This is a genomic window from Clostridium sp. ATCC BAA-442, assembly GCF_964239415.1.
GTDB lineage: Bacteria > Bacillota > Clostridia > Oscillospirales > Oscillospiraceae > Flavonifractor > Flavonifractor plautii.
Map to the genome: position 1 here is coordinate 1 of NZ_CAXSQB010000052.1, position 24891 is coordinate 24891.

Here is a 24891-nt window from a genome sequence, read left to right on the forward strand (position 1 = left end):
CGGGGATGCGGCGCGTCCCAGCCGTGAGCTCCGGCGGCTCCACCTCCTTCTGCACCAGCAGATGGTTGTACTGCTGTGCCAGTGTGCGGCCGGTACGGAGCTGGCAGCAGGCCTCCATCTCCCCGCACAGGACGTCCCGCTCCGCCCTATTGAGCGGATACGTGAATGGGTGCCCCTCCTCTCCAAAATTCCGGCAGAGGGTTATTTCTATGTGGTCCGCCACATCCTGAAGCGCAAAATCATAGGCAGTATGGAGGTTCAGCCAGTCACACAGTGAACTGGTATCCAGCTCCGGGCCAAACACCTCCTGCTGAACTTCTTTGCTGACACAGTCGAGCTGGAAATCCAGCGTGTGGCCGATGCGCAGGATCTCCCCCGGGAACACCAAATCCCCCTGCCGCAGATCCCTGCGGTGGGTCAGTACGGGAACACTCACAGGCTCATCCCTCCTAGTACAGGCCCATTCTGCTCCGGCGCGCTGTTTACCTGGGCCTGCTGTTCCGCCAGGCGGTCCAGGATCTCCTGGGCCTGCGTGTCCAGAAGGACGTTCTGTTTTGCCGCCCACGCCAGGTAGCCGTCCAGCTTCATACCCTGTTCCAGCAGGGCTTCCGCCGCCGCCTGCGCCTGCAGGCACACGTTCATAGCCTCATAGTCCTCCGGCTGCACCCGCAGGCTGTCCCTTAGCAGATGCGCCACCCTCTGCTCGTCGTACGCAGCGAGCAGAGGGCGCAGCAGGGGGGCGGCCTGGTCACCCGGCTGGAGGCCCTTTTGGAGCAGCTCCGTGAGCATGGGCAGATCACGGGCATAGGCGGCGCCGCACAGCAGCTTGGAGGGTGCGGCGGCAACCTGCTCCGGCGTGGCCCAACGGATAAGCTCCCTGGCCATGGCGCGGTTCTGCCCGAAGGCGTACCGGAGCACCTCACCGGGCAGGGCGAGGGACGGGTTGGCCACCTTGTCCATTGTCCGATCCAGCATCATCTGCACCCGCTGGAGATCCCCGGTATCCACCGCCCGTTTGCAGGCATCCAGCCAGACGTCCTCCGGGTAGGGTGACTTTGTCCCAAGCATCAGTTTGGCCATCCGTCTGCCCACTGGGCCTGGCCTGCCTGCCGCCGCGGCCAGCAGGCTGCCCCGCTCCTCCGGCTTCGAGATCTGGACTGCCAGGGATGAAAAGGCATAGAGCTCCCCATCCCGGACGGCCAGCAGGGCCCGGTCCGCCGTGCTCATGCGCAGGGGGCGGGCGCCCACCTCGTCCATGTAGGCGGTGATGCTGCCCGCCATGCGGCGCAGGAGCTGCTCCGTACCCGTCATTTGTTTCTCCTGCCGCATCCGCTGTTCCAAAAGCGCGTCCATGAGCACCCGTCTCTCCTTCGGCGTGAAGTGGAGCACCGCCCCCTCCGCTTTCGTGCCGTCTTCCATCTGCCGGTATCTGGCATAGGCACCTTGCTCACCGTGAAACGCCTTGGTGATGGCGGAGGAGATGAGGAACATCCGGTCCATATCGGCGCCGCTCTCGCCCAGGGTCTTGCCCGTGGCGAAGCTTTTGATCACAGGCTTGCCGTCCTCCCCATACCACTTCAGGTACACATCCAGGTAAATCCCCTCGCTGTCCCCGTAGTCCGTGGTGCAGAAGAGATCCGCATTCCTGGGGATCACCCTTCCGTCCTCCCAGTCGGCGTCCAGCAGAAAATACTCGTCCGGCAGATAGCCCATGCCCTCCAGCCGGTGCTTCAGCTCCTCATAGACCTCCTGGCCAGTGCGGCCGCTCAGTTCAATGGTCTCCATGTGTCGCTTCCTCCTTCTGCATCTGTGTGGCCTTGGATGCCGCCGGCCGCCGACGCCTGTCCCGGTCCGGCCGGCACCGGGCGTCCAGGTAGGCCCGGGTCTCCGCCGGGACGTAGGCCTCGTACAGCTCCTCCAGCGCCCGCTGGAGCTCCTTCTGGGGCGTGCGCTTGTTCTTGGCGGCAAGAAAATACCGGAGCGCGTCCAGCCGCTCCGGTTCCATGCTCACCGTCAGTTCTGTTTTTTCCATAGTCAGCTCATGCCTCCCATCGTCTGCATCGTGTTTTTCGGAACCTCTGATGAAGCTGCAGGCTGCCCGCATTGGGTGTTCCACCGGGCCTCTGCTTCACGCAGATACCGCTCTGCCAGCGCAGGGTGTTCCCCCAGCAGAGGCTGGACACAGGGGACGCCATAGTGAGTCTCATGCAAGTCCAAATCATACCGCCCCAGTACATAACATCGTCCATCGGGAAAAAACGTCCCTGTACGGAGCAGGTTTTGCGTTCCGGGTCGATGGACTGAATGACGCCGGCGCGAAGGGTAAAATCGCCGGGGCCTGCGTAGGGTTCTGTCGCGGCAAAGAGCACCGTGTCTCCTACGATCAATTCCCTGGCCAGCAGACTGTCCCGCATTTGGTCGATCGGCGCCTCGCGGCTTATGGAAAGCAGGTTGGTCTCCGGAGTCAGCAAGGCCTGTGCCTGCCAGTAAAGTGACGCCGCCTGCTGCTCCGTCACCCCTGGCCTCCATGTACCATCTGTCCGGGTGATCCGTTCGCTGTCCGGCAGCCCCGCCGCTGCTTCATAGGCGGCAATAAGGCAAGCCATATTCTGGGTTGGGTTCATATTCTCTCACTCCTCGTATGATGTGGTTGGCAGGTAGTATCTGGGGTTTGTTCTCTGTCCATTGACCCGCACCTCGAAGTGGAGGTGCGGGCCGGTGGACCGGCCGGTGCTGCCGGACAGAGATACGATGTCGCCGGCCTCCACCGTTTGGCCCACCCGCACCAGCAGTTGAGAGTTGTGGGCGTAGAGGGTGGACAGGCCGCTGCCGTGGTCAATCATCACGTAGTAGCCGTAGCTACTATGATATTGGGCTGCAACAACAGTGCCGGGCAGGGCCGCCCGGACGGGGGTGCCAGTGGGTACCGCCAAATCCATGCCGGTATGGCCCCGGGTCTCCCCGGTGAAGGGGTCCCTCCGGTAGCCAAACTCCGAGGTGACCCGGCTCTCCCAGCCCGCACCAATGGGGGAGCAGAAGCCGTCCGCCCCGATGAAGGGCACGTCGGCGCCGGGGATCCAGCCCTCCATACCGGTGGATACACCATACTTCACGACATTGTAGACGCTGTCCGCATTGGCCTGCTGCTCCGGTGTGGTTTCCGCTCCGGTGAGATGCCGGATGTTTTGCCAGACCTGCTGGAAATCTGAGATTGGGACGGCCACGGTATAGGTCTCCTGGGTCTCCACCTCATTCCCCGCCTCATCCACGGTGGTCACCGTGCGAGTGCGCTCCTCATAGGTGACAAAGCAATCCACAAAGGCCTGCCCGGCGTGGGCCGCCGGGTCATCCGCGCCGAAGTACAGAGCGAAGAACACCGCCTTGACCCGGATGTCGTCCAGGCTGTCTCCGTCCCCCATCTGGCCCTCCACGGTCTGCATGGCGGCATCCAGCAGGACAAAGCTGTCTTGCATCTCCTGGATGTATGCCTGATACTCCGCCGAGGTGTCCTCCGGGATGGCCCCACCGTGAAAGCACAGATCCACCACAGTGCGGTTGTGCTCCGCCCCGCCGGAGAAGGTGGCGCAGAAGAAGGCCAAAAGGAGAATGATGGGAGAGAGTACGTCTGCCAGCACCCACCCCACAGCTTTCCGTCTCTTTTCATTGGTGAGAATGGACGCGGCAGCCTTGAGCACCAGGGCTGGAGCGTCCATTATCCTCCGCCTCCTGTGACCAGCGCGTGCTTATGGGGCGGGGCGTGGACGTCCAGCAGGTTGCGGTCTGCTCCGGATTTGAACAGGCAGACGCCCCGCTGGGGAGAACTGATCAGGTCATATTCCGCCGCCTCCAGCTGGAGGTTATCCATGTAGAACTTCCGGTCCACCTTGCCGCCATGGAAGAGGAACTGGTGTGTGGGGATGGCAAACAGGGGCCGGGTCAGCTCCCGTACCCCCTGGATATCGAAATCCTCCAGATTTTGACTGGCCAGAATCAATGCGGAATTGCGCTTTCGCACCCGCTTGAGGCAGTTGCGGATGTACTCAATGGTGGTCAGGTTGGACAGCCAGAGGTAGAGCTCATCCAGAGCGGCCACGGTGTTCCCCTTGGTGAGGAGCTGGTCGCTGAGGTAGGACAGCAGGTTGAACAGCAGGGCGTCCTTGACCGAGGAGTTGGCACGGATCAGGTCCTTGACGCCAAACACCAGGAAGCGGCATTGGGGTCCCCGCAAGTCCGTTGGACTTGTGGGGAGAGGAGGAGTAGCGGAGCGAGCGAGCTTTTCGGCTTTAGCCGGAAACGAGCGCGGCGCAGCTTGTGACGACGAGATATTGGTGCGGCCGTTGAAGTAGACGCTCTCCGCGCCACAGCACATGGAGTGGAGCCCCAGCAGGAGCTCCTGCAGCAGCTCCCTGGGATAGAGGGGGCTGTCCTCCCGGTCATAGTGCTCATAGGCGTCCTCCAGGACGGCGTACAGATCCTCCGCAATGGGCCAGTCCTCCGGCCCTATGGCAGAGAAGTCCGTCTTGTCCGAAACACCCCACTTCCGGTACAGCCGTTCCAGCATCAGCTCCAGGGTATCTACCTGTTGGTGGGTGAAGGGCTTGTAGGCCCGGAAAAAGTCCTTGAGGAAGGAAATGTGCTGGGACAAGGGGGATTTCTGCCGGAATGCCGCTGGCGCGTCCGGATTGTCCTCTCCATCCACATCCCACCGCTTGGCCTCCAAAAAGTTGATACGGAACTGCCCGCCCATGAGGTCCGCGTAACAGCCGCCTAACCTGCCGCAGAGATAGAGCAACTCATTTTCCGGGTCTAAGCAGATCACCGTCTTGCCGCTCTCCAGCAGGTTGCAGATGAGCAGCTTGAGCAGGTAGCTCTTGCCCTCACCGGAGTTGCCCAGGATGAGCACGCTGGAGTTGGTCTTGTCCGGTGTGCGGCGGTCCAGATCCAGCAGGATATCCGCACCATAGTGGTCATTGCCGATGTAGAACCCATGGGGATCGCTGCGGCCGGAGTAGTTGATGGGATACAGGTTGGCGGTGGAGCTGGCGGGCAGCACCCGCTCAAACTGGGCGCCCAGGGCGTTCCGGCCCGCCGGGTTGGCGGAGAGGAAGCCCTCCCGCTGACGGCGGCGGCTTCCTCCGGGATGCAGCCCTCCTGCTCCGCGTGCCCCTCATTGGCAGCGTCCTCTCGCTCCTCTTGAGCGTCTGCCAGAGCCCTGTGGATGCAGTCCAGGAAGAAGGCGTTCTGCTTGATGCCCTTCTCCTGCAGGTAGTCCTTGAATTTCTCGAACAGCTCGCCGGGTACCTGGAATGCCACCGTTCTCTTGTCTCCGCTCATCGTAGTTTCCTCCTTCTGATTGTCGTAGAATGTCTGGATCAGCCAGGTCATATACTGTCCCAGGGTCTGGCCGGACGCCTCCTGAGCCTCCCGCACCCGGGCGTGGAGCCCGGCGGGGATGGGAGCACAGAGGTTCTTCACTTTTTCTTCCATATCGCAACTCCCTCTTATGGTAACGCAAGTATACCGATCTCACCGGCAAATAGCTATGACCAACACCAACAAAGATCCCGCCGGAAACCAAGCATAAGCAACAGTGCTAATCCCCCTCCGCCGCCCGGGCAATTCCGGCCATGATGAACTCCACACAGGGGATAGCCACGCTGTTGCCCGGGGCTGTGTATCGGGCGGAGTCCGAGGCGCCGGGCAGGTCTGTCCACCTATCTGGGAACCCCTGAAGCCGCTCACACTCCAGTGGAGTGAGGCGCCGGATCAGGAAAACCGCTAGTGTATCACGACTTGGCTGGCAGACCAGATCGGTGGCGTCCTTCCACTGGCGGGCGCTCTGGGTGGAAGCGCTCTTCCCCTCCCTGAACTTGTCCACCCACTGTCGGCGGAAAACAGCGTGCCGGTCTGCATCAGTCAAGGTATAGGCCACATCCGTCTGAATCCCGATGCCGTTGCCTCCATTGCGGGCTGCCGGTCAATGACGTTGCCGCAAATACACATGATTGGCTCCGGCTGGAGGGCCAGAGGCAGGTTGTTGCCGCCGGTACCAGCCCTGGCGGATAGTGTGGGCGCGACCGGGTGCGGCCCAGTGTACCGGCTGTCAATGCCGTGGTTCTCAAAAACCAGAGGCTGGTGTCCCTGTTCCTTCGTCCTCACAAGCTCCATTTGGGTACCGGATATATTTTCGGAACAGTCCATCACGCTGCCGCCCTGGTCATTGAGGCAGAGGACGGAGGGAACCATATTGCTGCCGCTTTCCGCGGCTTTCAATGTTGGGGAACACTCCGGCTGGTAACCGATCCCTCCGGCTGCGGAGCCTTGTCCGGCCAAGAAACCAGCGGCAAAAAGAAGCCCAGCTGGATTGCGCCCACCGCCGCCGTCCGCCCCGGCGACCGTTGGGGCGACGCTGTCTGGAGTAAAAATACGTGCCTGCTGCGTGTCCCACGGCGTCAGGCAATTTCCAAGAAGAGAAGGCAGACCAGATGCTTCTTTGCCTGGTGATATATTATCCTGACTGATCAGCCCCGCCTGCACCAGGAGGGCCGCATGGAGCTGGGACGGGAGAGGCTTGACCCGCTCCGTCGCCCTGCGCAGGATGCCCAGGCAGGCTCTCCTGGTCAAATAGTATTTTCGGGGCGGATTGTCCTGCAAAATCCGCGACAAGGAACACCCTGCGTCTCCGCTGGGGGGTGCCGGACCAGTATTGAGCGTCGAAGACCCCCCACGCCAGGGAGAACGCAGCTCCCACTCGTAATTTCCCAGCAGGTTGCCAGCCCCAGGGGTGAGGTCGAGTGAAAGGTATGGAATTGCCTGCAATTCCGGCGATCTGTTCCAGGACGAACCAGAAGTCCTCCCCTTTGGGGAAGCCGCTGCTGAACACGCCGGGGACATTCTCCCAGCAGAACCATCTGGGGCGAACAGACTTGCCTGTCCGCCCTCGTCGTATATCCGCATCCCGCATCTCCTTTGTCACCCGGATCTGCTCCAGGAACAGCCCGGACCGTACGCCGGCCAGTCCGGCGCGGGTACAGGATGCCACGGATAAGTCCTGACAGGGTGAGCCGCCGCAGATAATGTCCACCGGCGGCAGCTTCGCCCCGTCCAGCCTGGTGATATCCCCCACATGGAGCATCTCCGGGAAATGATGTTTCGTGACTTGAATGGGGAAGGGCTCAATCTCGCTGGCCCACAGCGGGGTGATCCCCTGCCGTATGGCGGCCAGCGGAAAGCCGCCGATCCCGTCAAACAAACTTCCTAGGGTAAGGGTCATTTTACCGCCTGGACAATGGTGCGGGTGGTGTTGACGGCAGCCTGAGCGGTGTAGACGGCGCTCATGATGTTGGCGCGGGTGGTGGTGTCCAGGCCGAAGGCCCCGGCAGTGCGGGGCACCTCTCCGGCGGCCAGCATGAGGCCAAGCCCCAGGAGGGCTTTGTCGCTGAACACCATGAGCCCTGCCACCAGAATGGTGGCCTGGAGGAAGGCGGTGAGGCACAGGCCAATGACCTGCTTGCACCACTGGGTGAAGCCGTCCGTATAGCCCCGGGGGATGGAGAACATATATAGCGAACCCACGGCAATCTGGATGAGCAGGATGCCGCCCCGTTTCAGGTTGGAGAAGAACACCTTGATCACCGCATAGGCCATGAGGATCATGGCGAAGAGGAGCATGATGGGGTTTGTGCCCAGGCCCCATTTGGCCTGGGCCGCGATATCCATCAGGCTAGCCCCCTCAAGGCCTGTGAGGATCTCATTGCCCAGCTCCCCGATGCTCTTTCCCGCCCCTGTGATTTCCATGGCGAAGGTACCCTGGAGGGAGACGGAGAGGGCGTACAGCCGGACGGGTACGGTAGTGAACAGGCTGACAGCGAAGAAGCCTTTGAGTGCGTTGAGGGCAGGCTGCTGGAGATTGCCCCGGCCGGAGGCATATTCAATGCCGCACTCAAAGGCGGACACCACCACGCTGACGGCAAAGAGGGCCCAGCCCAACTGGGAGAAGAAGCGCACCACCGAACGCACCCAGGAGAGGTCAAACAGCTCCACCCCCATGTTCCCCATCTGGGCGAAGAAGGCGCCCAGGAAGCCCACCATCTGGCTGTAAAACCAGTCCAGGATGGACTCCATCACCGGGTTGGCCACAAAGTCCCAAATAAACACTCGCCTTCACCGCCTCAGATGCCCACGATATTCCAGATGTAATTGGGGGCCAGCAGCACGAAGATCAGGCAGACGAACAGGATGGCCGCCCCCGTCCACTCAAACCGGCCGTGCTTACGGTAGTCGAAGAAGCATAGTGCCACCTTGACAAAGAATGCAATCCCCAGCACCATGGTGAGGGCGGGAAACACCACAGTATCCACCACGGTTTTAATCTGGCCGGCGGCATCCGTCCAGGTCTGCTCCACTGCATCCGCCACGTTGCCGGCGGAGGACGATGCGAAGGCCGGGATGACACACAGGGCGGCCACCACCAGTGCCAGGAGCAGCATCCGGATACACTTTTTCTTCAGGGGCATGTGATACACCTCCACATAATGAGCAGGGCCGCCCAGTTAGGGCGGCCCTCATGGGTATGATTGACTAAAATCAGTAGCCTGTGCGGGGCAGAGGTTCCGAGAGCTTGTAGACCTTGGTCACCCACCGGGAGGTGGCCATGATCCACTGGCCGTTGTAGACCCCGCCCACATCTGCCTGGTTGACGAATTGGCTGCCGCCGGTGAGCCAGGCGTAGACGGTGGCATAGACCTGGGGCGCCTCCACCTGCCGGAAGTTGGCGGGCACCACGCCGAAGGATACCATGAATTCGGTGACGTACTCGTTGGAGGCCAGGCCCAGGGCGGCCTTGGAGGCGTCCAACACATAGTTCTGCTGGGTGCTCAGGTTGTCCGCCAAGGTGCGCCAAGTGCCGCCGCTCAGGTTGGTCTTGTAGACAACCTTATAATTGCCCGGCACGTTGTAGGTGCCGGTGACGATCTTGTCCAGCCGCACCGCCTGGCCGGGCAGGGTATCGCGCCAATAGAACGATGTGAGACTGGTGGTGGAGTTGTTGGCGATGCCGCTGAAATCGTAGCGGATCTTTTGGCCGGGCATGACCTCCACATAGCCGGTCTTTTGGATGGACACATTGGTATAGAGGCTCTTGTTGGTCATGGCTGCCTTGACGATCTGGCCGGCGAACTCAAGCTCCACCTCGATGGGGGTCTTGTCCAGGCTGAAAAAGTCTGCGGCCTTGGATTCCACGATTTTGTACCGGCCCAAGGGCAAAGGCCGGGACGAGGCCACGCCGTTCCTGTCCGTCTGGATGGTGTCCACCAGGCTCTCCGTTTGGGCGCTGTAGATTTCAAACTCTGTGCCGGGGATGGGGGTTCCGGCGGGCCAGCCGTTGACGCTGTTGTAGTCCGCCGAGGTCTTGGTCACCTGGATCTGCCCGGTGATGGGAGTGTTCTCCCACTCCACCTCGGTGGTCTACCCGGACTCCACATATACCGTCTTTTTCTCCGTGTCGGGGACGTAGCCCTCGTTCTCCAACTCCCGCAGGTAGTAGCGGCCGGCCTCCAGATCCTCAATGAGCACATACCCCCGGTCATCCGAGGTGTACTGGCCGATGGGGGTGTTGGTATCATCGTACAGGAGGAAGCTCACGTCGCAGATGCCCTCGCCGGTTGTGCTGTCAATCTTGTGCAGCAGGATACCGCTCAGGCGTTCATTTGTGACCCGGAGTGTGGTCGTCTCTCCATTCTCCACTTCAAAATAATGCGGAGTATCGTTCAGGCGGTATTTTGAATTGGCCTTGACTTCCACCGCATAGTAGCTGCCTTCCTCCAGGTCAACCGTAAATGTGTCGTTGGAGCCGGTGGTGTAGGTGCCCACAAGGGCATCGTTCAATCTGCGGATCTCAAATGTACAGTTGCCGATGCGTTTTCCGCTGTCCTCATCTTCCTTGATAATCTGGAAGCCGCCCGACGGCGTGTTGTAGAAGGTTAGTGTTTGGGTATCATTGGGGTTGATGACCACCGTCTGCGTGCGGGTCTCTTCGTCTATGGTATAACCTTCGATGGTCTTGGTCTCCATTACCACCACTGTGCCGGTGATGCCGCTGAGCATGATCTGCCCGTTTTTATCGGTATGGTACAATCCCTTACTGGACAGGCTTCCATTCCCGGCGTCCACATAGGAACCGTCGGAGTAGGTGATCTCAAACTCCACCCCCTCCAGAGGGTTACGGGTCACGGAATCCAACTTGTGAATGGCCAGGCTGCCCTTTGGTTGGTTGCGGAACTCCAGGGTAACGGTCTGTCCGGCCTTGATCTCCGCGGTCTGCGGGGTGTCATCCAGCAGGTAGCCGTCCTTGGCAATGGTCTCCTTGGCCACCAGAGTTGTGCCGGGGTCGATGCCCTCAATCAGGATGGTACCTGTGGAGTCAGTGGTGAGGTAGCCGTTGCTATCGCCCACCACAGTCCCGTTACTCTCTGTAACAAAGAACTTCACGTCGGACAAGGGTTCGCGGGTGAAAGCGTCAATCTTTTTGATCAGAAGGCTGCCTTTGGGAGAATTTCCGAAATACAGCTCCACCACATCCTGGTCTTTTCCGCTGATATAAGCAGTCTGCGGCACCGTGTCGATCACGTGGCCGCTGTCACTGGCCAGCTCCTCAACCACGTAGGTGCCGGCCTCCAGGCCTGTGACTGTGAAAGAGCCATTCACACTGGTCTTATAGGTGCCGATGACCGTTCCACCGGTGCCGGAGGTGCCGCTCAGGTATTTAACCTGAAACACGGCTCCTTCGACCGCTTCGCCGGTCACAGAATCATACTTGTAGACAATCAATGCGGAGAGAGGGGTATTCTCAAAGGTTAAGGTCTTAGAAGTCCCGGCCTCAATGAAGCATTCCTGGGTAGCCGGCTCTTTGATTTGATAGCCGGAGGCCGGCTTTAGTTCCGTGACCTTGTACCAGCCGTCCTTGACGTTCTCCAGCACAATATGTCCATCCTCGTCGGTATAGTAGACCCCCAAATCGTTCAGCTCACCAGTCTCTGTGTCGTTGCTGCCATACCAGACCTGGAATTTTGCCCCCTTGATGGGATTTCCGGTGATGCTGTCGATCTTCTCGATGGTCAGCGAGGGCTTCTTGTGGTTCACAAAATAGATATCGCTGTCCTTGTTTGGATAGAGCGTGATAAGTTAGCTGGGGGCGTCCAGCAGATAGGGTTCGGGGACGTACTTTTCAGTGACCTCATACACGATGGGTAGCAGATGCTCCAGCGTGGCCGTGCCATCCGGTCCGGTCTTGACTTCGGTGACGGTGCTACCATCAGCCACCTTGACCGTAAAAACGACGCCCTCTACCGGATCTCCGGTATCGGCGTCGTTCTTATGGATGGTCAGGGACGGACGGCGGTCATTCTCCAGAACAATGGTACTGGTCTTGCCGGGGAAGAGCTCCACATGATGCTCGGTAGGATCCAGCAGATGATCCCCCAGTGTGGCCGTCTTACGGATGGAGTAAACGCCAAGCTCCAAGTCGGAGATCAGGATCTCTCCCTGTTCATTGGTAGTGCGATCCAGGTAGTGGGTGCCATCCTCAATTTTGGCGATGCGGAAGGTCACGCCGGCCAGCCTGGAGCCGTCCGCGCTTAGTTTGATGAGGTGCAGGGAGGGCTAGATGGAGTTGGTGAACACAAACCGGGCTGTCTGGTTGGCCTCCAGTTGGATGATGCGCTGGGCCTCATCGATGATGTAGCCCGGGCAGTCCAGTTCCGTCACCACATAAGCTCCGGTGGGCAGTTCAGACAGGTCGATTTCGCCGTTCTGGTCGGTGGTGAACTCCGCCGGGCCAAAGTTGCCGTCCACAGCCTCGATGCGGAACCTGGCGTTGGGGATCACCTTGGACGGGTCGGCGCTGTCCACCTTGACCAGCCAGATCCCGGGCTTCTGATCGTTAAAAAAGTAGAGCTCCTTAATACCGTCTCCGGCCTTCAGTTCAATTTCCTGCGGGGTGGAATCCACTAGATGTCCACTGTCTCCGGTGTCCACCTCCTGGACACGGTAGGTGCCCGGCCGGCAGTCCGTCAGCAGGATTTCTCCCAGGGCGTCCGTCTCATAGTCCCCCAGCAGCTCCCCATCCCGCCAGATACGGAAGGTAACGCCGGGCATGGTCTCATGGCTCAGGTGGTCGTACTTGATAATCTTCAGGCCGGGCAGAGCCTCGTTCTTCAGGCTGTAGGTGACGCAGTCCCCTGCCACCACAGTGGTGGTGTAGGTCTGCGGGTCACGCTCCCACCCCTCCGGGGCGGACAGTTCCCGGATTTCGTATGCCCCCGGCTTCAGCTCTGTGAAGGTATAGGAACCGCCGGTGCCGGTGGTACCGGTATAGGTCGCGCCGCTCTCAATGTGCTTGATCTGAATCCGTGCCCCGGCCAGGCTGGCCCCGGTGGCCCCGTCAATCTTCTCAATCCGCAGATCGCCGTAAGGTTCGTTTTCAAAGGCGACTTCGGCCACCTCGCCATACTTCACAGTGACCTGTTTGACCGGCTCCTCGTCCAGCAGATGATACTCCGGGGGCACCCGCTCATAGATGGTGTAATTGCCCACTTCTGTGAGAGGGATGGTGATGGAACCGGACTCCGGCGTGGTGTAGATGCCGATGGTGTCCCCATCCGGGCCCACCACCTCGAAGGTGGCGCCGGAGAGGGTGACAGTGGTGCCCGCCTCATACTTGGTGATCTTGAGGGCGGTTTCGCTGGGAGGGGGTGTAGGCTTGTCCGGGTCATCCGGCTCGTCGGTATCCGAATAGTTAGAGATGGCGTTTCGCAGCAGGCTGACCTTGGGATCCGTGTCGCAGAGGTAGCTCTGGAGGTTGCCGTACTGGTCAACCTCCTGGCAGAGCGCGTAAAACACGACGTACTGGTACACATCGGCTGAGAGGGAGAGCTGGACGCTGCCGCTCTGGCCCGCTACACTGTCCTCTGGGTAGAGCACCTTGAAGATCCCCTTGTAGCCGTCTCCGGTATTGGAGACCTTGACCTGGGTAATGTCCTGGTTGTTCTCATCCACAATACGGGCGCCCTCCGGCACGTCCGTCCCATCCTGGAACGATACATTGACAGCCTGTCCGTCCACCCAGGTAGGGGAAGTGACGGTAAATACCTGCTGGCGATAGGCGGCCCCATCAATGGTGACGGGGTAGGCTGCCTCCTGATCTGGGGAGGTGGTGAGCTGGGGCTCTGCCACGCTGGTCCATGTGGTACCCTGAGTATAGATTTTGACCGCAGCATTGAGAATGCTTTCCCCAATCTCCCTCTCCGGGCCGGTAAGGCCGGGGGCTACGGTGACGTCGCTGATATCCCACTCGGGGATCAGGTAGCACCACAGGGCAATCTTGCCGGCGTAAAACGCCTGGTACTTGTTACTCAGGCCCAACTCCGCCAGGGAGCGGTGGGGGTACATGTTGGCCACCAGGCCCACTACTTTAGGGTCTGACGCCTTTTCCTCTGCCAGATAGCGGATGCTCTCCCCTTCAGGAACCGTCTGTGGTACGCCGTACTGGTCTGGCGTTACACAATAGGCTGGGATTTCCTGCGTCTCCCCGGCGCTGTTGCGGTAGAGAAAGTAGGTATACGACTGGGTCTGCACCCTGCCGTTGACGGCCAGATAATTCATGGAATAGCCGCCGCTGTAAATGTTGACCTCACCCAGGGCCTCTTCCGGGGTGGAGGCGGCACCCGCCGGTAGGACCAGCAGGGACAGGGCCACCGCCAGGGTGAGCATCAGGCTGATGATCCGTTTCATAGTCAAAAATTCCTCCTAAGCGAAAAGCGGGAGGCTTGCCGCCTCCCGCTGGTTTGTTTGGGACACTGTTGGGTCACGTCCCTCTGATATTATATTCGGTATAGAGATATTTTCCGTTGTGGTACACATCCCAGGCTTCCACCTCGAACCGGGCCCCCGGCGCGGAGCAGAACACCTTGGTGAGCTGATCCTCCTGCCAGGGCCAGAACATCTGCACCGCGTTCTGCACGGAGATCCCCAGGTGCAGGTTGAGGGTGGGGGTGCCATCCGCCCACAGCTCTGGGTAGTTCATCGCGGCGTTGTAGATGGTGTACTCCATCCGCCGCGTCTCATAGAGGTTTCGGATAAACAGGTCATCCCCATATTCAACCTGGAACCTCCGCACCTCGGCCTTCGGCAACTCCAGCTCCAGGAAGCGCGTCTGGTCATAGGCGGGCAGGGGTTCCGGCTCCTCCCACAGACGCAGGTCCGTGATCTCATAGGTGGTACCGTCATCACAGAGCACCTTGTCTCCCTCCTTCAGCCGGAGGGGCTCGTCCGACTGGGGGATGGTGACTACCCCGGAAGGGGCGGGTGCCGCGCCTTCCTCTGTGTAAGGGGAGCTGGTGTCTACCAGAACCCGGTTGGTGCCCTGGTCATACACCACGCCGAAGTCCACCGCCCGGCCGACGTCCCGGAGCTGCACATAGTTGTGGCCGTTGATGACATACGCTTCCAGATCCACCTGTTTCCCGTCCACATAGAAGGTCTGGGTGCTTGGCGCTACAGTGAGGGCAGCCACCCCCGCTGACGCGGGCCCCACCAGGGTTGCTCCCATCAAAACGCCTGCCAATACCGCCGTAATAAGCTGTTTCCTTTTCATACGGTTGACCTCCTTCTTTTCTCTGCTGTCCTTGTGTTCCTTACAGCAACAACATACCGGAAATCTGGGGAAAAGTCTATAGCAAAGGGGGTTCCCGGTGGAGAAAATGAGCCCGCAAAACAAAGCAGGTTACACAACCTCCGCCGCCTGCACCTGCCAGCGGTAAGCCCTCTGATTACGCACGCAGGTGTAGAGAGTGAGCATGTTCTCGATGGAAGGTGCGGTGCCGCTGGTATCCGTCTCCTTGACCTTCTGCACACTGGTGACCTCATAGGTGCGGGCGCCCAGCTTGGTGGTCCAGGTGATGGTATCTCCCCGTTCCAGGGTGTGGAGATCCCCAAAGTCATCCCGTACCCCCCGGTTGTGCCCGGCGATGGCGCAGTTTCCATCCCAGATGCTGGTTCCTTTGAAATGTCCCGCGCCCTTCATGAGCGTGGAGCTGTCTGTACCCTCATAGACCCGCACGCTCAGGCCGATGGCGGGGATTCTCAATGTCCCCAGGTATCCGCCGGAATAGTAGAGATCCGAAGTCACCGGGGTATAGCCGAGGGAGGTGGTCTGCTCCTCCTCGGTAGCCGGAGTGGAGCTGTTGGTATCTACAAAGGGCGGGAACACGATGGGTGTCCCGCTGCCGTTGACGGTGCCCACTGCCATGCCCTCCGGGGCCAGGTTGGGGGTAAGCCAAGTTCCGGTGTTCAGGGTATCCGCACTGGCGCTGCCGAAGCCTGGCGGGATGAGGGCGGCATTCTTGCTGACGTCCTCATTTTTCAGGGGCCCGCCATCTGCCGTGTGTACCACCTCCACCGAGGTGGGCTTGCCGTAGTCTGAAGCATTCGGTGCGTCAATGGTATAGTCCAGAGCGGAGGCCGGGGTGGTCATGGCTGCCGCCAGGCAGGCGGCCAGGCACAGGGTTGTCAGCTTCTTCATTCCGTATCCTCCTCTTTGGATTCCCGGCGCCGTTTGACGAACAGGCAGGCGCCGATCACACCGCCCACGGTGAAGACCACGCCCAGCGGGAGCAGGATGGCCGCCCAGTTGAACTGGGCCAGGCCGTCCCCAGGCTCCTCCATGGGTACGGCGGGTTCCAGAGGTTCCCCCTCAAAAATCGCCACGTAACGCACCCGGTTCAGGGCGATGCGGCTGACGGTACCACTGTAGTCTGCCGTGACGGTATAGCCGGTGACATAGCTGCTGGTGGCGGTGCCGGTGTAGGTGGCCACGGCGGTGTAGCGGTCTCCCATGGCGTAACCGGCCACGCTGGCGGTGTTGTCCGTCCGCCAGTCAATATTTTGGAGGGTGAGGGGACGCCCGTCCTCCTCTATGCTCTTAGGGATGCTGGCAGTATCCTGGCTGGCCAGGTTGGGGTAGGAGCGGGTGGCGGACACCTCCCGGGTGGAGCTGCCGTAGCCCGCCGCCTCCACCTGGACAGTGTCCAGCTGGAGGGACAGGGTGCCGGACAGTCCGTCCTCCGTGACGAACTCCTTCTCCTGGGGCAGCAGGGCCAGGACGGATTCCATATCCTTGCTTTTACTCTCCAACGATACCGTCTCCGTGTGCGGACGGCTCTCATACTCCGGCAGCTCCTGCTGGAGCAGGTCTGTCAGGGTGTAGTGGAAGCCGTCCTGCTCAAAGTCCGACCGGGGGATACCGGCAGGGTCCTGCTCCGGGGACAGGTCATAGACCTTGTGGATCTCCGCCCCGTCCTCACTGCGTGTGACGGAGGTGGGATAGCTCGTCGTCACAAAGTCCGCTCCGCTCGCCCCGCCCTGTCGGGCAGAGTTCGCGCCGCTCCCTTGCTCCTCCTCTCCCCACAAAGTCTGCGACTTTGCGGGGGCCCCATTGGGCTGTGTGAGCTCGAGTGGGTCGGCGGCAAAAGCGGTGGGGAGCAGCGCCGCGGCTATCAACAGGCCGGCGGCGCATCTCAGAATGGTGCGTTTCACGATGGGGTTCCTCCTTCACATTTTGTCATATTTTGCTCCAGCCGCTCCAGGGTGCGCCGGGCCAGGAGGCGAAACTCCCAGGGCTCCAGCTCCAGAGGACGGTAGTCACCTTTGTCCGTGATGCCGTCCGCCCGCACCTTGAGCACCAGGGGCAGCACGGGAGGGTGCTCCTTGAGCACCGTGGGGGCCAGCCAGCCCTTCCCGGCCAAGTACACCCACCGGAGGGCTGAGGCCGGATTGCCGGGGACGTCGGGCCATAGATATTTCCCCGCCAGCTTTTTGCGGCGCTGCTTCTTGTTGACGGGGATGGGGGCCAGGATCTTGCCCTCAATCTGGTAGCGGAGCCCCAGAGCCTCCACACAGGTGCGGACAGCTTGTCTTGCCTCCGTCGTGTCTGCCCAGGTGGGCAGCAGCTCCCCCAGCTCCGAGGCTAGCACGTCCTCCCCCTCCGGGTCGTCCGGGAAGAGTGGCACGTTCTTCACCAGCTCCAGCACATGGAAGCCGTCCGTCAGGCCCAGCACCTTCCGCTTGGTAATGGGGATGCCACGGTAGTGCTCCAGGGCCTCCTCCAGCTCCTGGGCCTGCCGGATGGTCCAGCCTTTCTGTAGGCAGCCGCCCCGGCCCAGCCGCAGGTCGTCCATGGTGTAGTAATGCAGGTTCATTGGGCGTCCTCCTCCCGGGCCAGCAGGGCGCCCAGCCCGAACAAATCCACGCCGCAGTGCTCCAGCATGTCCAGGAACTCCGCGTCATAGGATCGGAATACCTCGGACACCCTTTTGCACGGCATGCCGCTGGCCGGCCGGCTGTCCAGGGCCAAGCGGACAACCATGCCGACGTTCAGATCATGGAGCAGCCGGATGGCCTCTAACTGCTCCCTTGCAGTGGGCTCCTGCCGGGTAAGCACGATGCAGCCGTGCTCTGTATGCAGGGCCAGCCGCCCCGCGTCCTCCAGTCCGGAGAGCTGGAGGGCGGCCCGGGGGATGGCCAGGGTCTTCTTGCTTGTGTCATGGCAGATGGTAAATTTCATCTTCTGTTTTCACCTCGTATTCTTAGTCCTGCGGCCAGTCCCACACCCGGGGCAGCCGCCCGGCGGGGGCGGACAAGATCCGCAGCTCCGGCCGGTCGCTGGATGCCAGTCCGGGGTCATCCAGCAGGGAGAGCTGGTGGTTGAGCATAGGGCCGGGGTCAAAGTTGGTCATGAGCAGCTCGTGGTACCTGGCGTCCTCCTGCCGGGCCATGGGGTTGGGGCGGTCAAAGCCCACGATGTAAAAGTCCGGGGCGAAGAGGTCCAGAATGTCCGGATGGCTGTTATAGGACAGGACGATGTGGCTGTCCCGCGCCGCCGGGGCGCACAGGCAGTCGTGGAGCCGGACGTGGTCTTGGAGGGCAAAGGAGGGGGCGTACATCCTCTCCGCCTCCAGATAGGGCGGGTCCGCATAGATCACCGCACCCGGCCGGGCGTACTGCCGGACCACGTCGCAGCAGTCCTTGTTCTCCACCACCACGCCCTGGAGTGCGTCCGAGGCGCGTCGGAGCAGTCCGGGGAAGCGGGGCAGCTCCACGCTGCGCCCGCCGAAGCTGTTCCCGGTGGCGCTGTAGCTGTACCGGATACTCAGATAGTAGGCCGCAGCCCGCTGTACGTCCGGCAGGTTGGCCCGGCCCACCAGGAGCTTCTTCACCTCCTGCCTGTCCAAGGGCGGGAGGTAGTCCTCTGCGATCTGGAGCTCCTCCTTCAGGTAGTCCATGGGGGCATACCCGTGGTTGAGGAAGCGGAGCACCACCTCGAAGTCCGCCCGGGCATGGAGGGGCAGGAAGTCCAGCTCCCTGAGCAGCGCCAGGGGCCGGTCCCGGGCACAGCGGAACAGGTTGGCCAGATCCGCGTCGATATCGTTGTACACCCGCAGAGGGGCGTACCCGGCGCCCAGGCCCAGGGTCACCGCGCCGCTGCCGCCGCAGATTTCCAGCAGGCGGGGCGCCCTTCTGGGGAACAGCTGGAAAATATAGGGGAGCAGGAACAGCTTCCCACCTACCCAGGGGAAGAAGGGCTTAGCGATCCGCCTCACCTCCCCCATGCAGGCGGAAGGCGCCCATAGCCCGGGTCATGCCCGAGGATGCCATCCGCAGCCCGAGCTCCATCCGTTGGAGCTGAAGGATTGTGCTATACACCTCCCCGCTGTTTGCGGGGTAGAAGTAGCCGGTGCGGTCGCTGCAGATGGGCGCCCCATCCACCCGCAGGTTATGGACCAGCTTCCGCAGCTCTGCCTCATGGACACGGAACCTCTTTTTCAGATGTTTGCCGCTGATGGCGTTTTCCCGGCCGGGGCAGTAGTGCTGCAGATACTCCAGGAGCTCCTTTTCTTTTGCTTTCATGACGTCCTCCTCTGGGCCGTCCTCCCGAAAAAGGGCACAAAAAACAGGGGCCGCTGTCCCCTCCGGGAAAACGGCCCCTGTTTCGTTTTGATATAGATTTGATCTGGGGTTACATCTGCTGCATCTGTTTGGGCGCCTGGGATTGCGTCTGCTGCCTGGCAATGTATGCACATCCGTCCTCTGTCATGGTATAGCCCTTGTTCCGCAGCAAATCCAGCCCGTACCGTTCCAGATCAATGCAGCCTGACAGGGCCCGATCCACACACCCCAACCGCACGCGCAGATCCATCCGCGCCATGTCTTGGAGCTGATCCGCCCGCACCACCTGGTAGCGGTTCAGATTCTGCGCCAAATCCAGGGCGGCGGGCAGGGTGGCGCAGTGCTCATACTCCAGTATCCAGAGATAGGCCTGGAGGAACCCCTTCTGCCCCTGGTTCTGTTCCTGGAGGATAAATCCCAGGTTCTGACCGTCATAGATGAGATCCTCCAGCCGTCCCCTATATGCATCCTCCAGGCCGGTGATCCCCGGCAGGCTGCACCGGGCCTCCAGCAGGGTGCACTCCCGGATGGTCTGCACACCCAGAGCGTCCAGGGCCAGCCGGATCTCTCCGGGGCGGGCATCCGTGACGTCGTTGTAGTCCGGCAGGGCCAGCCACACTCCCTCCGGCACTGCGGATGAGGCCAGCTTCAGCCGCAGGCTCCAGCTGTAGTCTGGCCCCGGCAGGTTGACCCCGTCGTAGAAGCCCGGCACCCCCTTCAGCGGATATACCACATAACAGCCCCCTGCGAACCGACCGGGGTGCTGTGCCTCATACTGCCTGCCCAGCTTGTCCAGGTCGATATAGTCCCGCAGCGCCAGGAGCCTGGCGTTGGTCTCCTCCAGGTAATACAGACCCAAGTCCTCATAACTGAGGATTCCTCCGATGGCATCATACTCGTCCAGGTTGGCCAGCAGGCTGACCGCCTCCGTGCTGGCCTGGACGGGATGACGCCGGATGGCTGCCTCCAGGGCGATCCCCTCCCGCACGGTCAGCGCCTCCAGCCGTTCCCGCAGCCATGCCTGCTCCTCCGGCCTGCCGGGGAGCTGTAAAAGTCCTGTTTTGTCCATGGCCGTTTCACCTCATTTCCATCTGTATGCCGCCCCGGGTGGGCTGGGGCGGCAGCGGTTTCTGCACCGGCTGGCCATCCGCCCGGGTCAGCAGGCCGTAGTCTGTCAGCTCGCCCCCGTACTGCTGGATCAGCGCCTCGCCGTAGCCGTAGAGGTTCAGGTACCGGCACAGCAGGGCGGCATTCTCCTCCCCCATGGAGCGGCGCAGCTCCCCACGGGCCACGTCCTCCGGGGAGGCGGCGGCCCAATTCAGATTGTAGGCGTCCAGCTGTTCCGTCAACGCCATGGCATCCTCCAGGCTGGCGGGGGGCGAGGCCTCCAGCACCGCCTTGTACTTGATCAGGGCCAGAGAGTCCCGCTCCGCCAGCACTGTCAGCTGCGATGCCAAGCAATTCAAGGTATCCAGCCGCCCCGGGGCTGCCCACGCCGCCGGGAGCTGGTGCACCCGGCTGTGGAAGGCGGTGACGGTGCAGTTGGAGATGCCCACAGCCTCCATCTGGTCACGCACCTCCACCAGCTCCTGTCCGGCGGGGAGGGTGAGCTCCGCCCGTTCCTCCCCGAGCCGGAGCTCCAGCCGAAAGAAGCCAGTCGGGGCCTCCGGCGCGCTGCGGAGTTCCTGCCCCTGTGCGGGCTTCCAGTTCCCATCCGGTACCACATCCCCCTGCCTGGTGAAGATCCCGCCCTCCGACTGACGGACCCGGCGGCCCAGGCGCTGGAAGTCCAGCAGTTCAAACACCCTGTCCGGCACATCCTTCACCTCGGGGATGGAACCGTTTGCCGCGTAAACCCGGCCCAACGAGGCGTCGTCCGTGGCCTCGGGCACCACCTGGCAGTGCTCTGCCTGTTCCGCCAATGCGGTAAACGTGCGCAGAGGGATGACACCGCTCCGACTGCTTTCCAGCCTGACCAGCCCCTCGAATGCAGTGCGCTGCCGGCTGTCCAGGCTGGCCAGCCGCTCCGCCAGGGCATTGAGCGCGGGGAAGCCCTCGCCAGATTGCAGGACAGGGAACAGGACAGGGAATTCCCCATAGTCCTCCATCTCCCATTCCACTCTGGTGTCCGGCGCGGGCCGCAGCCGTTCCCAGGCATCCAGGACCGTATACGGGTCTGCCGGAAGCTCCAGTGTCACATAAGTATCCTTGTCCGGATTGCACAGGGACACTGTAAATACCTTATTCAAGTATCATCCCTCCCATCGTCATCGTCGTTCCGCGCTTCATATCCTTCGCCTCGCCCTGCGGGCAAGGCTCACTCATTTCGCCGGAACTCCTCTCCCCACCGAACACGCTGTGCTGGGCTTCGGCGGGGGCCCCGTTATCGTGCGGTTCCTGGGCCTGCGTCTGCCCGAACTGCTCTGCCTCCGTCTGGATGCTCCAGCCCCCCGGCTGCCACAGGTGGACATAGAGCTCCCCGCCGTCTACGCGAATCGCTTGCTGCTCCAGGCCCTCGCCAACGCCGTCCGCAGCCTGGCCGGTGAGATAGTCCTTCAGGCTTGTCAGCTCCTCCGGAGAGAGCTGGCCGACGACCTGGCACTCCGCCACGCCCCACAGCCTGCCGTCTCTGGCCTCTGCCGTAAACACGGCGGAGCGCACCTTGACGTCCAGGAACTCCTTGTCGCACCAGAGCATGAGGCCCCGCCTCCTCCGGCACCCGGTTCCGCACCATGAAGCCCAGGATCCTGTCCTCATAGTCCAGAAGCGTTCTGCCGTCCCATTCTTCACCCGTCTCATCCCAATCTCCCCACTCATTCCGGGCATAGAAGCTGGCGGTGAGGGGCATGTACAGCTTGAGCTGGGTGGACTCAGGCGGGTGGACGGAGAACATCTCCTCCCCAAGGGTCAGGACGCACTCACCTCCGTCGCTCTGCCGGACGTGGAACCGGCCCGAGTCATCGATGTGCTCCAGAGTACCAGCCTCCTCCAGCGTGTTTCTGGGATCATCCAGCTCCCATGTTTGGATCCGGCTGCCCGCGGGGAACTGATTCCGCAGGAAATCCAGCCACTCCTTCGATACACCCTGCATGATGATCTGTCTCCCTTCATTTTGTCTCAAGTGTCATTCGGATAGAAAAGGGGGGGGGGGCTTCCAAAGCGGAAGCCGCCCTTCAACGGAGTCCCTGTGCATGCTCTGTTTCCTCTGATAGTTCATAGTTCTTTCCCGTCCTTTCTTCTGGTAAGCACACAACATACCACAGTGTGCCCGTAATATCCAGCATTTTTTACATCTGCGGCTGCATGGGCGCCTGACTCTGACTCCGCTCCAGCCACAGCGGATAATAGGCCACCTCTGTGATACCCAGATCCGCATTACAGGTGATATGGGCGGCCACGGCGGGGCAGGCTGACGAGATCTGGAACAACGCCTCGGTGAGCTCTGAGCCCAGGCCGTCCAGGATACAGCGGGGCCCGCCGGGCTTTTCGGCAAACTCCGGTTGATCCATGGTGAGGCGGGCCATGGCCTGGGTGGCGGATATGCCTGTTTCCCGGCCGTATGTGATGGCCCGCTTCAAGGCATGCTGCGGATTGAAGCGCCCAAAGTCCATGGTGTAAAACCGCTGTTCCTGCCCGGACTCCACAATGGTGCAGGTCGCAATCCGGCTGGGCTCCTCCGGCCGCTCCGGGCCAAAGAAGCCCATAAGCCGGCCCTCCTTGGCCAGGCCGGACACCTCTGCCGGTGTGCGCCCGGCCTGAAAGTAGACGGCGGCGGCGAACAGCTCGCTGGGCAGAGCGGCGTTTTGGTGCTGGATGACCTCATAGGCGCCCTGGAGGGTTTCCTCACCGAAATTCCGCGCCACCACTCGCAGGGCGGTGAGCATATCGATGTACTCCGTCTCCGCACACTCCCGGTCAAAGCGGTACAGTGCCTCGGTGGTGACGGGGTCCGGCCTGGGAACCAGTTCATTGATCTGCCGGATAAACTCTTTTTTCTGTATATTCTCTCCCCCTCGGTTCACATGGATAGCCCGCCCAGGGATGGCCCCTGGCTGGGGTGGTCCTTGTCGGCCAGCAGTTGTACCAGAGTTTTCAAATCCTCCGGTGCAATCCGCTCAACCGCCTGGCACAGCCGGTTGAGGCCATTGATGGACAGGCGTTCCGCCGGAATGCTGCTGATGACCTCGCCGGGCAGGGTGCTGTCTACTATCCAAAAGTGGGGGCTGTCCCGGATGCCGGTGCGGCACAGGAGACGTTCCAGCCTTTCCGGGCTGTCCGGCAGAACCAGCAGTGTGCTCTGCCCCTCGCCGTAGGATGCCTCCAGGAGTATGACGAACTCCCGGTCAAGATAGTCCGGAAAGGGGCCGCCCTCCTTGTAGAACTTCTCCAGCTCCATACCGTTATCATAAACCACGCCATAGGGTGTGATAGTGCCATGCTTGTTGAGGATCAACTTCAAGGCCGCTGCTCTGCCATCCACCTGTTCCAGCTCCTCCTCACTGGCACAGCCGCCCTCCAGCGTCATGTAATGCTGGCGGCCTACAGCGTCCAAATCCGAAAAGTCCGTGATCACCGTGGCCTGCTGGCAGCAGAAGGTAAGATTGATGAAGTCCGTCATATCAAACGTACCCAGCCTGACCGCCATAGCCTGGAACTGGGCGGCCTCATAGTCGTCAAAGCTGTCCAGCCGCCGGGCCAGGTAGTCCAGCTCGTCCAGATTGGCGCCCACCTTCTCCAGGCGTTTAAGGATGGGGAAGCCGCTCTCCAGCTCGTCCACCCGGCTGTCCCGCTCTGTGGGATGGCCTAACCCCATAGCGGTCAGGAGCTCCAGGGTACACCCATATTCCTGGACGGGGATGGGGAAGGGGATGGTTGCCTGGCTGTACTCCGGATGCGCCGCGTTGCTGAGAACGCATTGGATGACCGGCCTCTTGTTTCGCGCACTCATAATTGCTGCCCTCCCATCTCCGGCCCTTGGCGGGACACGTAATCCTCCAGCGGCCTGGGGTTCTCCTCCCCATACAGGTCATAGGCCATATCGTCCACCGCCTTGTGCACCGCCGGGTCACCCGTCAGGGTCTCAAAGCGGAAGCCGGTCCCATCCTTTGTGGGCAGTTCCTCACGGATCGTCCGGAGGTAATCCTGTGGGGCTGTGAACTCCATGTGCTCGCCGTTGGTAAAGGACACCCGGCCCACCGGGCTGTTCAGCGTCTGCTGGCGCAGGTCATAGCAGTAAAGATAGCACTGGTATTCCCCAGGGCTGGGGGTACAGCGAAGGCAGAAGCGGTAGCTGCCCATCTCCGCCAGATACCCATAGCTCCGGCCGTCCTCCGTGATGGCCCCGCCGTTCTGCCGGCAGAATTGGCCCATAGACGACAGATCCTTCAACGGCCCATCCTCCCGCACGGCGTCCACGAACTGCTGCAGGGCCTCCTTGAACTTCGGCGTGTTGAACTGCTCCCCATTGTGAGGCCACCAGGTATGTTAAAACCCCTTGCCGCTGGAGCCAAAGTTCATCCGGACATGGCCCACTGTGCCCAGCGCCCTGTCCGCCTGCTCATTTGAATAGAACAGGCCGGCCTCCTCACGGGCGGCCGGCCGCAGGAGGAAGCGGTTGTTACATGGATTCATCTGTGTGAATCTCCTCTTTAGTCTCTTGCTCTGCCCACCTGTCCGGGGCATTGAGCCGCCGCATCTCCGAGCGCAGGCACTTTCCATCCCTCCCCCAGCAGAGGAAGCCGTTTGCGGGGTAGGGGCAGCCCACGCAGAGGGGGGAGCAGGTGCATACCGGCCTGGGCGGCGGTTCCGCCGGGTGCTCCGGGGCGTACGGCTTGTGGGCGCAGAAATGAAATAAAATCTGGGCATAGAAAAAGGGGGCGCCTGATTTGGCGC

21 protein-coding genes and 6 pseudogenes are annotated in these 24891 nt (G+C 61.5%); all 27 read right to left on the minus strand.

What is annotated here, in order from left to right; genetic code table 11:
* Nucleotides 1-436, minus strand: a pseudogene (locus ACESY8_RS16485) (hypothetical protein); the annotation flags it as partial.
* The gene (locus ACESY8_RS16490; protein WP_054338461.1) at nucleotides 433-1785 is read right to left on the minus strand and encodes a hypothetical protein; all 1353 of its coding nucleotides are present in this window, start codon (nucleotides 1783-1785) and stop codon (nucleotides 433-435) included. The gene ACESY8_RS16490 and the pseudogene ACESY8_RS16485, both read right to left, overlap by 4 nt.
* Complete coding sequence (locus ACESY8_RS16495; protein WP_204681189.1) at nucleotides 1772-2032, minus strand: DUF6103 family protein; 261 nt, start codon at nucleotides 2030-2032, stop codon at nucleotides 1772-1774. Before ACESY8_RS16495 ends, ACESY8_RS16490 begins: the two co-directional genes overlap by 14 nt.
* Nucleotides 2033-2039: 7 nt before the next feature.
* Nucleotides 2040-2624 carry a hypothetical protein gene (locus ACESY8_RS16500; RefSeq protein ID WP_243427537.1) on the minus strand — a complete coding sequence of 195 codons (585 nt, stop codon included), beginning with the start codon at nucleotides 2622-2624 and terminating at the stop codon, nucleotides 2040-2042.
* A 6-nt stretch (nucleotides 2625-2630) separates the two neighbouring features.
* On the minus strand, nucleotides 2631-3713 hold the full coding sequence (locus ACESY8_RS16505) for a M23 family metallopeptidase (protein ID WP_054338460.1): 1083 nt from the start codon (nucleotides 3711-3713) through the stop codon (nucleotides 2631-2633).
* A pseudogene (locus tag ACESY8_RS16510) lies at nucleotides 3713-4210 on the minus strand (VirB4 family type IV secretion system protein); the annotation flags it as partial. The pseudogene ACESY8_RS16510 and the gene ACESY8_RS16505, both read right to left, overlap by 1 nt.
* A 102-nt stretch (nucleotides 4211-4312) precedes the next feature.
* Nucleotides 4313-5122, minus strand: a pseudogene (locus ACESY8_RS16515) (helicase HerA domain-containing protein); the annotation flags it as partial.
* A 471-nt stretch (nucleotides 5123-5593) separates the two neighbouring features.
* A pseudogene (locus ACESY8_RS16520) lies at nucleotides 5594-7273 on the minus strand (DNA cytosine methyltransferase).
* A complete protein-coding gene (locus ACESY8_RS16525; protein ID WP_054338459.1) occupies nucleotides 7270-8157 on the minus strand; it encodes a conjugal transfer protein TrbL family protein in 888 nt (295 codons plus the stop codon). The pseudogene ACESY8_RS16520 and the gene ACESY8_RS16525 overlap by 4 nt, the downstream one beginning before the upstream one ends.
* Nucleotides 8158-8171: 14 nt before the next feature.
* Nucleotides 8172-8516 (minus strand): DUF3852 domain-containing protein, encoded by a 345-nt coding sequence (locus ACESY8_RS16530; RefSeq protein WP_054338458.1) that lies wholly within the window; start codon nucleotides 8514-8516, stop codon nucleotides 8172-8174.
* Nucleotides 8517-8586: 70 nt separating this feature from the next.
* Nucleotides 8587-13788, minus strand: a pseudogene (locus ACESY8_RS16535) (SpaA isopeptide-forming pilin-related protein).
* 73 nt (nucleotides 13789-13861) lie between these two features.
* Nucleotides 13862-14650 (minus strand): hypothetical protein, encoded by a 789-nt coding sequence (locus ACESY8_RS16540; RefSeq protein WP_054338457.1) that lies wholly within the window; start codon nucleotides 14648-14650, stop codon nucleotides 13862-13864.
* 129 nt (nucleotides 14651-14779) lie between these two features.
* Nucleotides 14780-15577 carry a class D sortase gene (locus tag ACESY8_RS16545; protein ID WP_204681193.1) on the minus strand — a complete coding sequence of 266 codons (798 nt, stop codon included), beginning with the start codon at nucleotides 15575-15577 and terminating at the stop codon, nucleotides 14780-14782.
* Nucleotides 15574-16590 carry a hypothetical protein gene (locus ACESY8_RS16550; RefSeq protein WP_054338456.1) on the minus strand — a complete coding sequence of 339 codons (1017 nt, stop codon included), beginning with the start codon at nucleotides 16588-16590 and terminating at the stop codon, nucleotides 15574-15576. Before ACESY8_RS16550 ends, ACESY8_RS16545 begins: the two co-directional genes overlap by 4 nt.
* Nucleotides 16587-17252, minus strand: coding sequence for a hypothetical protein (locus tag ACESY8_RS16555; RefSeq protein ID WP_204681195.1), 666 nt, complete (start codon nucleotides 17250-17252; stop codon nucleotides 16587-16589). Before ACESY8_RS16555 ends, ACESY8_RS16550 begins: the two co-directional genes overlap by 4 nt.
* Entirely contained in the window at nucleotides 17249-17617 is a 369-nt protein-coding gene (locus ACESY8_RS16560) for a hypothetical protein (RefSeq protein WP_054338454.1), read from the minus strand. Before ACESY8_RS16560 ends, ACESY8_RS16555 begins: the two co-directional genes overlap by 4 nt.
* A 22-nt stretch (nucleotides 17618-17639) precedes the next feature.
* Complete coding sequence (locus ACESY8_RS16565) at nucleotides 17640-18653, minus strand: DNA adenine methylase (protein WP_498794873.1); 1014 nt, start codon at nucleotides 18651-18653, stop codon at nucleotides 17640-17642.
* Complete coding sequence (locus ACESY8_RS16570; protein WP_054338453.1) at nucleotides 18637-18960, minus strand: hypothetical protein; 324 nt, start codon at nucleotides 18958-18960, stop codon at nucleotides 18637-18639. The genes ACESY8_RS16565 and ACESY8_RS16570 overlap by 17 nt, the downstream gene beginning before the upstream one ends.
* 109 nt (nucleotides 18961-19069) lie before the next feature.
* Nucleotides 19070-20068 (minus strand): hypothetical protein, encoded by a 999-nt coding sequence (locus ACESY8_RS16575; protein ID WP_054338452.1) that lies wholly within the window; start codon nucleotides 20066-20068, stop codon nucleotides 19070-19072.
* A 7-nt stretch (nucleotides 20069-20075) separates the two neighbouring features.
* Complete coding sequence (locus ACESY8_RS16580; RefSeq protein WP_054338451.1) at nucleotides 20076-21248, minus strand: antirestriction protein ArdA; 1173 nt, start codon at nucleotides 21246-21248, stop codon at nucleotides 20076-20078.
* The gene (locus ACESY8_RS16585; RefSeq protein WP_243427551.1) at nucleotides 21241-21696 is read right to left on the minus strand and encodes a hypothetical protein; all 456 of its coding nucleotides are present in this window, start codon (nucleotides 21694-21696) and stop codon (nucleotides 21241-21243) included. The genes ACESY8_RS16580 and ACESY8_RS16585 overlap by 8 nt, the downstream gene beginning before the upstream one ends.
* Nucleotides 21697-21943: 247 nt before the next feature.
* Nucleotides 21944-22090 (minus strand): annotated as a pseudogene (locus tag ACESY8_RS16590) (DUF4314 domain-containing protein); the annotation flags it as partial.
* 196 nt (nucleotides 22091-22286) lie between these two features.
* Nucleotides 22287-23021 (minus strand): hypothetical protein, encoded by a 735-nt coding sequence (locus ACESY8_RS16595; protein ID WP_009259884.1) that lies wholly within the window; start codon nucleotides 23019-23021, stop codon nucleotides 22287-22289.
* A complete protein-coding gene (locus ACESY8_RS16600; protein WP_054338450.1) occupies nucleotides 23018-23947 on the minus strand; it encodes a hypothetical protein in 930 nt (309 codons plus the stop codon). The genes ACESY8_RS16595 and ACESY8_RS16600 overlap by 4 nt, the downstream gene beginning before the upstream one ends.
* Nucleotides 23944-24414, minus strand: a complete 471-nt coding sequence (locus tag ACESY8_RS16605; RefSeq protein ID WP_257592312.1) for a hypothetical protein — start codon at nucleotides 24412-24414, stop codon at nucleotides 23944-23946. The genes ACESY8_RS16600 and ACESY8_RS16605 overlap by 4 nt, the downstream gene beginning before the upstream one ends.
* A 69-nt stretch (nucleotides 24415-24483) precedes the next feature.
* Nucleotides 24484-24630, minus strand: coding sequence for a hypothetical protein (locus ACESY8_RS16610; RefSeq protein ID WP_174888198.1), 147 nt, complete (start codon nucleotides 24628-24630; stop codon nucleotides 24484-24486).
* Nucleotides 24617-24891 (minus strand): hypothetical protein (locus tag ACESY8_RS16615; RefSeq protein WP_498794874.1); only part of this gene is annotated, 275 nt, incomplete at its 5' end. The genes ACESY8_RS16610 and ACESY8_RS16615, both read right to left, overlap by 14 nt.

Coding starts and splice junctions, on each gene's coding strand:
- ACESY8_RS16570 (WP_054338453.1), bottom strand. CDS start 18,960: ATGAAAGCAAAAGAAAAGGAGCTCCTGGAGTATCTGCAGCACTACTGC.
- ACESY8_RS16530 (WP_054338458.1), bottom strand. CDS start 8,516: ATGCCCCTGAAGAAAAAGTGTATCCGGATGCTGCTCCTGGCACTGGTG.
- ACESY8_RS16610 (WP_174888198.1), bottom strand. CDS start 24,630: ATGAATCCATGTAACAACCGCTTCCTCCTGCGGCCGGCCGCCCGTGAG.
- ACESY8_RS16575 (WP_054338452.1), bottom strand. CDS start 20,068: ATGGACAAAACAGGACTTTTACAGCTCCCCGGCAGGCCGGAGGAGCAG.
- ACESY8_RS16505 (WP_054338460.1), bottom strand. CDS start 3,713: ATGGACGCTCCAGCCCTGGTGCTCAAGGCTGCCGCGTCCATTCTCACC.
- ACESY8_RS16555 (WP_204681195.1), bottom strand. CDS start 17,252: ATGAACCTGCATTACTACACCATGGACGACCTGCGGCTGGGCCGGGGC.
- ACESY8_RS16500 (WP_243427537.1), bottom strand. CDS start 2,624: ATGAACCCAACCCAGAATATGGCTTGCCTTATTGCCGCCTATGAAGCA.
- ACESY8_RS16495 (WP_204681189.1), bottom strand. CDS start 2,032: ATGGAAAAAACAGAACTGACGGTGAGCATGGAACCGGAGCGGCTGGAC.
- ACESY8_RS16545 (WP_204681193.1), bottom strand. CDS start 15,577: ATGAAGAAGCTGACAACCCTGTGCCTGGCCGCCTGCCTGGCGGCAGCC.
- ACESY8_RS16600 (WP_054338450.1), bottom strand. CDS start 23,947: ATGAGTGCGCGAAACAAGAGGCCGGTCATCCAATGCGTTCTCAGCAAC.
- ACESY8_RS16560 (WP_054338454.1), bottom strand. CDS start 17,617: ATGAAATTTACCATCTGCCATGACACAAGCAAGAAGACCCTGGCCATC.
- ACESY8_RS16585 (WP_243427551.1), bottom strand. CDS start 21,696: ATGCTCTGGTGCGACAAGGAGTTCCTGGACGTCAAGGTGCGCTCCGCC.
- ACESY8_RS16490 (WP_054338461.1), bottom strand. CDS start 1,785: ATGGAGACCATTGAACTGAGCGGCCGCACTGGCCAGGAGGTCTATGAG.
- ACESY8_RS16540 (WP_054338457.1), bottom strand. CDS start 14,650: ATGAAAAGGAAACAGCTTATTACGGCGGTATTGGCAGGCGTTTTGATG.